The 6,184-nt window shown below is 46.9% G+C and carries 4 protein-coding genes and 1 tRNA gene; 2 read left to right on the top strand and 3 right to left on the bottom strand.

The genetic code is table 11. The annotated features are described in order from the left end of the window. Positions 1-7 precede the first annotated feature (7 nt). From L0G63_RS04555 to L0G63_RS04545, 3 genes are all read right to left on the bottom strand, one after another. Positions 8-92: transfer RNA gene (locus L0G63_RS04555), tRNA-Leu, on the bottom strand. A 218-nt stretch (positions 93-310) separates the two neighbouring features. Continuing rightward, positions 311-2,068: a sigma 54-interacting transcriptional regulator gene (locus L0G63_RS04550; protein WP_301449564.1), complete on the bottom strand. Its 1,758-nt coding sequence runs from the start codon at positions 2,066-2,068 to the stop codon at positions 311-313. Positions 2,069-2,150: 82 nt separating this feature from the next. Beyond that, positions 2,151-3,518 carry a nitrogen regulation protein NR(II) gene (locus tag L0G63_RS04545; RefSeq protein ID WP_301449563.1) on the bottom strand — a complete coding sequence of 456 codons (1,368 nt, stop codon included), beginning with the start codon at positions 3,516-3,518 and terminating at the stop codon, positions 2,151-2,153. A gap of 134 nt (positions 3,519-3,652) precedes the next feature. Here L0G63_RS04545 and rimO point away from each other — a divergent pair, with 134 nt between their 5' ends. Together rimO and pyrH are read left to right on the top strand one after the other, a co-directional pair. Continuing rightward, positions 3,653-5,239 (top strand): 30S ribosomal protein S12 methylthiotransferase RimO, encoded by a 1,587-nt coding sequence (gene rimO / locus L0G63_RS04540; protein ID WP_301449562.1) that lies wholly within the window; start codon positions 3,653-3,655, stop codon positions 5,237-5,239. Between the two features lie 172 nt (positions 5,240-5,411). Continuing rightward, positions 5,412-6,137, top strand: a complete 726-nt coding sequence (gene pyrH / locus L0G63_RS04535; protein ID WP_071003450.1) for a UMP kinase — start codon at positions 5,412-5,414, stop codon at positions 6,135-6,137. The last annotated feature ends 47 nt before the right edge of the window (positions 6,138-6,184 follow it).

Genomic DNA, 6,184 nt, shown 5'->3' with positions numbered 1-6,184 from the left:
CCGAAAATGGTGGGGCTGGAGAGACTCGAACTCTCACACCTTGCGGCGCCAGAACCTAAATCTGGTGCGTCTACCAATTCCGCCACAGCCCCATTTTCGTTACTCTATCATCAAAAGCGATTAGATTCAAACGCTATCTAGACAGTTAACTGATTCGGTAGTGCGTCTCAGTGGTTGGCTATTATATAGAGTTTGAATTTTTGGTCAACCCCTAATTGCGATTATTTTTAATTATTTTGCATTTATTTTTACCTGATTTTATAAATATTTGATTTTAATAGGGTTTAAATATGATGCGTTCAGGCTTTAATTACTCCTTGGATGGCAATCTTGGGGTAGAGATGTCTAACTGCTGTAATTTGCGGGTTAGGGTGTTGCGTCCCCAACCAAGTAAATTGGCCGCTTCTATCTTTTTGCCGCCGCTATGATTGAGTGCTGCTGTTAGCAAGACTCGCTCAAATTCAGGAGTAGCGGTTTGTAGAATATCAGTTTCGCCAGTATTGAGAGATTGTTCAGCCCAGATAGCGAGCGCTTTTTGCCAACTAAGGCTGGCAGGAGTGTGATTGGTTTGAGCGTCATGGTTATGATGATTTGTCGTATGGTGACTTGATAGCTGAGGATTTGGCGAATCTGCTTGTGAGGACAGCTCATGCTCCTGATGCAGCTCTGTGTCTAATGATGTGTTTGTTAGCAGCTCTGGTGGCAAGTCTGTGGCCATCACGGTGTCGCCCGTGGCCATCACCGTCAGCCATAAGCAAACGTTCTCAAGTTGACGCACATTGCCGCGCCAGTCAAAGGTTTGCATCATTTGTATCGCTGCAGGATGCAGGTGCTTGGGTGTGGTATTCATTTGCTCAGCTGCCGACTGCATAAAGTAGGTCGCTAATGCAGGAATATCTTCGGGACGCTTGCGCAGGGGCGGTAATGGCAGACGGATAACGTTAAGACGATAAAACAGATCTTCACGGAAACGATTTTGTTTTACCAATGCTTCTAAGTTTTGATGAGTGGCGGCGATGATGCGGACATCTACTTGAATTGGTTGCTGACCACCAACGCGATAAAACTCGCCATTAGCCAATACCCGCAGCAGGCGTGTTTGAGTGCTGAACGGCATGTCACCGATTTCATCCAAAAACAACGTGCCGCCGTCAGCTTGCTCAAAGCGCCCTTGCCGCATCGTTGTGGCCCCAGTAAATGCCCCTTTTTCGTGACCAAATAACTCAGATTCAATCAAGTCATGGGGGATGGCTGCCATATTGAGCGCGATAAAGGGCTGTTGTTTACGCGGTGAATGCTGATGCAGGGCACTAGCAACCAATTCCTTTCCCGTCCCAGACTCTCCTGTGATCAAGACTGAGATGGGGGACTGTGCCAATCGACCAATAGCGCGAAACACCGTTTGCATGGCTTGTGATTGACCGATGATACCGCTTGGATTGCCATTACCTTTAGGTTCGGTTGGCACCTCGGTTTTGCTTTTGTTGTTTTTAGTGACAGGTGTTGCCGCTGTGGGTTTGACTTGCTTGTGAGTGGAGATGTCCGCTATAACCTGAGCATCAGGCTCGCTTGAATACTGAGCGCTTGCCATATTGGGCTGATAGTTGATCGCTTTGTAAATAGTGGCGACTGCATCATCCAAATCAAAGGGCTTGGGTAGATATTCAAATGCACCAGTCTGATAGCTATTAATAGCAGAGGTAAGATCTGAATGCGCCGTCATGATCACAATCGGCATATCAGGAAAATGCTGATGTACCCAGTCACTAAAGGACAATCCATCCATCATCGGCATGCGAATATCGGTTAATATCACATCGGGTAACTGCGCGGCTGACTCTTGCTGCTTTAAGACATCATTGAGCCGAGTCCATGCCGCCTGAGCTTGGGTAAAGCTGATAACGGTCAGTCCAGCATCTTCAAAGGTATCTGCCAATACCATACGCAGCGCCGCATCATCATCGATTAACCAAAGCGTTGCAGGCTGCTCGCTGGGTGTGTTGTTTACGCTGACTATCGGGGATACGGCATCGCTTTTAGGTTTTTGGTGGTCGTTATATTGAGTCATGTATCAGGCCTAATGAGCAATTATTATGGTAGGTTTGGAATTGGTTGCCTTATAACTTAGCAGTTTTATGCCGCAATGTGTTCTACGTTTCAGTGACGGGCTGGGTAAAGGGCAGATATAAAGTAAAGCGAGTTTGTCTGCCATGCGCCTCCTCTGTAGAGCTCGCATCAATCATACCATGGTGATGGCTGATAATATCTTGTACGATGGATAAGCCAAGCCCAGTACCTGCCGCACGGCTGGTCACCATCGGAAAAAATATTTGTCCGATGAGTGCCGGATCAATGCCCGATCCATTATCCGTAATGGTGATTTGTAGCACTTGCTTGTGCTGCTGTCCCACAATCGTATGCTGAAAGGCCACACGGGTTTGGATCTGTAGGGTGGGCTCGTAATCTATGTGATTGTCAGCTTGTGCGTCCGTTGGCGGTAACTCTGTAGATTCAGAGAGCGTATGCTGTCGCAGTGTTTGCTCAAATTCAGTCATCGATTCGCACGCATTGTTAATGATATTTAAAAATACTTGAATCAGCTGATCTTTGTCAGCGCATAGCTCAGGCAATGAGAGGTCATAATCACGCTGAATCGTTACTTGTGGATACTGACTGATGACCAAGGTTAAGACATGCTCTAATGGCTCATGAACATTTAGTGTCTGCCAGTTTGGTAGCTGGTTAGAGCCAAGCAGCTGCGCAATCAGATGGGTCAAGCGATCGGTCTCTGAGATAATAATATCGGTATAGTTGCGCAGTTTTTGATTCATCTTATGTAAATCATCGTGTGTATCAATGCTTGGGTTCGATGGGGCGCTGATAGCGGGCGTATCATGGTTGGCAGTCGCTGCATCACTGAATTTAATAAACTGGCGCTGCAGTAGTTGCGCGGCACCTCGAATTCCAGCAAGTGGGTTTTTGATCTCGTGCGCAACCGACCTTAGCATATGACGAGCAACCGCGTATTGCTGCTGCTGGCGCTGCTCCTCTGAGATACGGCTTTGACGATCTTTACCCCACATCTCGATGATGAAATACGACTGCTGCTCATAAATGACTGGGGTCACGCTATAATCGACTGAGAGTAACAAATTGCCATTCAGCGGAGTTATGATGACATGATCATGGTCAATAAAAGGTTGCTGGTAGTTTTGTGCTTGATTAAAGCGCTCTGTCAAAGAGTAGATGGGCTCATCTAAGGGCCCATTTTCACTGGCATCATGCGTGAGGTTGTCGATAGAAAAACTTTGTTTTGATTTTAACTCATCTGGTGCCAACAGCGTTAAGATAGACTGATTGATCAACCTGCCACTACTAATTGCAAGTAGCTGCTCTGCTTGGGCATTCAGGCGAGTGATTGACAACTCATCATTCACCCACAAAATAGCGGTGAATAGATGCTGGGATACAAAGGCAAGATCGGGGGTAGTTTTGGCGGCGGTAAAATCAGCAGTCATGGATAGAGCTCAAAAAGTAAGATGTTCAATTCAATATTTAACCATAAATCAAGACTATAGAGCGGCAAAACTGGTGATTTTTGCAAAAAAAACGTACAATGCGCTCAGCCAATTTATCTCTAGCAAGGTCAGCCATGTCCAAAACTTCTACCGAGTCAGTGAACACGACAACGACAGCCCCTACGTCAGCTGTACAAGACACTGCCACCATCTCCAATCCTGCTAAGCCATCAACATTGCAAGAGCAGAGCCAGACAGATATCAGTCAAGCAAATACTGACCAGCCTTATCACCACAAAGCCAACCACAATCAAAATCGTAGCGTTGCTCAAAGCAGTGATGTAACGACGGCTAACGCCACGGCGATGATGCCAGTGAGCGCCGCACCAAAGATTGGGTTTGTGTCATTAGGTTGTCCAAAAGCGTTGGTCGATAGTGAGCGTATCATCACTGAGCTTAGCCGTGATGGCTATCAAGTTGCAAGCGACTATGACGGTGCAGATTTGGTCGTGGTCAACACCTGCGGCTTTATTGAGTCAGCGGTGCAAGAGTCACTTGATGCGATCGGCGAAGCAATTAGTCAAAACGGCAAAGTGATTGTCACAGGCTGTCTGGGCAAAGAGGCGGACAAAATCCGTGAGATGCACCCCGCTGTACTCGCAGTGACGGGCGCTCATGCTTATGATGAGGTGATCACAGCAGTGGCACAGCACGTGCCAAAGCCAAATCGCAGCTTGGATGCCAATTACGACCCAAAAATAGACTTGATCAATGAAGCGGGGGTCAAGCTGACGCCCAGTCATTATGCTTATCTAAAAATCTCAGAAGGCTGTAACCATCGCTGTACGTTCTGTATTATCCCAAGTTTGCGCGGTGATCTCGTGTCTCGTCCGATTGACAATATCATGAACGAAGCCATGGCGCTCAAAAAAGCAGGCGTAAAAGAGCTGCTTATCATCTCGCAAGACACCTCAGCGTATGGGCTGGACCTCAAATATAAGACCAGCTTTTGGAATGGCATGCCGCTCAAGTCTAAGTTTTATGATTTATGCCAAGCCTTGAATGATCTAGGCATTTGGGTGCGTCTGCATTATGTCTATCCGTATCCGCATGTAGACAAAGTCGTTGAGCTGATGGGCGAAAAGAAACTCCTGCCTTATTTAGATATTCCGTTTCAGCACGCCAGTCATCGTATTCTAAAAGCAATGAAACGCCCTGCGCACAGCGAAAACACGCTGGCGCGTATCAAAGCGTGGCGTGATATCTGCCCTGATATCGTGATTCGCTCGACTTTCGTAGTTGGCTTCCCAGGCGAGACTGAAGAGGATTTTCAGTGCTTGCTTGACTGGCTGGTCGAGGCGCGCCTTGACCGCGTGGGTGCATTTACGTATTCAGAAGTAGAAGGCGCCGTTGCCAATGACTTGCCTGATCATGTGCCTGAGGACGTGAAGCAGTCTCGCTATGAGCGCTTGATGGCGCTACAAAAAGAGATCTCAGCGCAAAAACTACAAGAGAAAGTCGGCAAAACCTTAACCGTACTGGTTGATGAGATCGATAATGACGAAAACATTGCCATTTGTCGCAGCTACGCGGATGCGCCTGAGATTGACGGTCATGTCTATGTTGATGAGATCACCGCTCAAGTCAAAGTTGGGCAGTTCTTGAGCGTGACCATTGATGATGCCAGTGAATACGATCTGTTTGCCAGTTATCAAAGTTAGGTATTCAATAGAATAGACGAGTGAAAATTGCCCAATGGCGGGCAGTTTTTGCTACAATTGGCGCAATTTAGCCTGTTTAATACGCTTCCCCTTTTGGATAGCGTTGCGTGCAAACTCGATTTGTATTTTACCGCTAACTTTCTTTATAATTTCATGATAATAAGGTGACCTCATGTCTGATAAAAACCCGCGTTACGCTCGTATCTTGCTAAAACTCTCTGGTGAAGCCTTGGCTGGTAGCAAAGACATGGGTATTGATACCGAAGTGCTCGATAAAATGAGCTTATCTATTGCTCATTTGCGCGGACTTGGGGTTCAGGTTGGTATCGTGGTTGGCGGTGGTAATTTATATCGCGGCGCCCAATTACAAAAAGAGGGTTTGGTTGGCCGTGTGACGGGCGATCAGATGGGGATGCTGGCCACTGTGATGAATGGTCTGGCGATGCGTGATGCCCTTGAGCGCCGCAATATCAAAACGCGCTTAATGTCCGCTTTACCGATTGGCGAAGTCACCGAAAGCTATAGCAGTCGTAATGCGATCCGTTATCTCAAAAATGGTGAAGTGTGTATCTTCGTGGCTGGAACGGGCAACCCCTTCTTTACCACGGATACGGCGGCCTGCTTGCGCGGTATCGAGATCGAAGCGGGCTTGATTCTCAAAGCAACGAAGGTTGATGGGGTTTATGACAAAGACCCAAGCCTCCATACTGATGCCAAAAAATACGACGGGCTCACCTTTGATGAAGTGTTAGAGCAAAAACTTGGTGTTATGGACTTAACCGCAATCGCCTTATGCCGTGAGCATAATGTACCACTACAAGTCTTTGATATGACCAAACCTAATGCATTGTTAAATGTCATCATGGGCGAAAACGAAGGCACACGCGTTTTTCATTAATGAATCATGCGTAGGCAGTTTTTTTCAGTCAATACAAAATAATGAAT

Origin of the sequence: Psychrobacter sp., assembly GCF_030454045.1 — a bacterium.
In the GTDB taxonomy this organism is placed as follows: Bacteria; Pseudomonadota; Gammaproteobacteria; order Pseudomonadales; family Moraxellaceae; genus Psychrobacter.
The sequence above is the reverse complement of the archived record's forward strand: the minus strand, read 5'-3'. Positions and strand labels throughout refer to the sequence as shown.

Bases quoted from the DNA above. Each gene is read 5' to 3' on its own strand.
- L0G63_RS04550 (WP_301449564.1), bottom strand. From the start codon at position 2,068: ATGACTCAATATAACGACCACCAAAAACCTAAAAGCGATGCCGTATCC.
- L0G63_RS04545 (WP_301449563.1), bottom strand. From the start codon at position 3,518: ATGACTGCTGATTTTACCGCCGCCAAAACTACCCCCGATCTTGCCTTT.
- rimO (WP_301449562.1), top strand. From the start codon at position 3,653: ATGTCCAAAACTTCTACCGAGTCAGTGAACACGACAACGACAGCCCCT.
- pyrH (WP_071003450.1), top strand. From the start codon at position 5,412: ATGTCTGATAAAAACCCGCGTTACGCTCGTATCTTGCTAAAACTCTCT.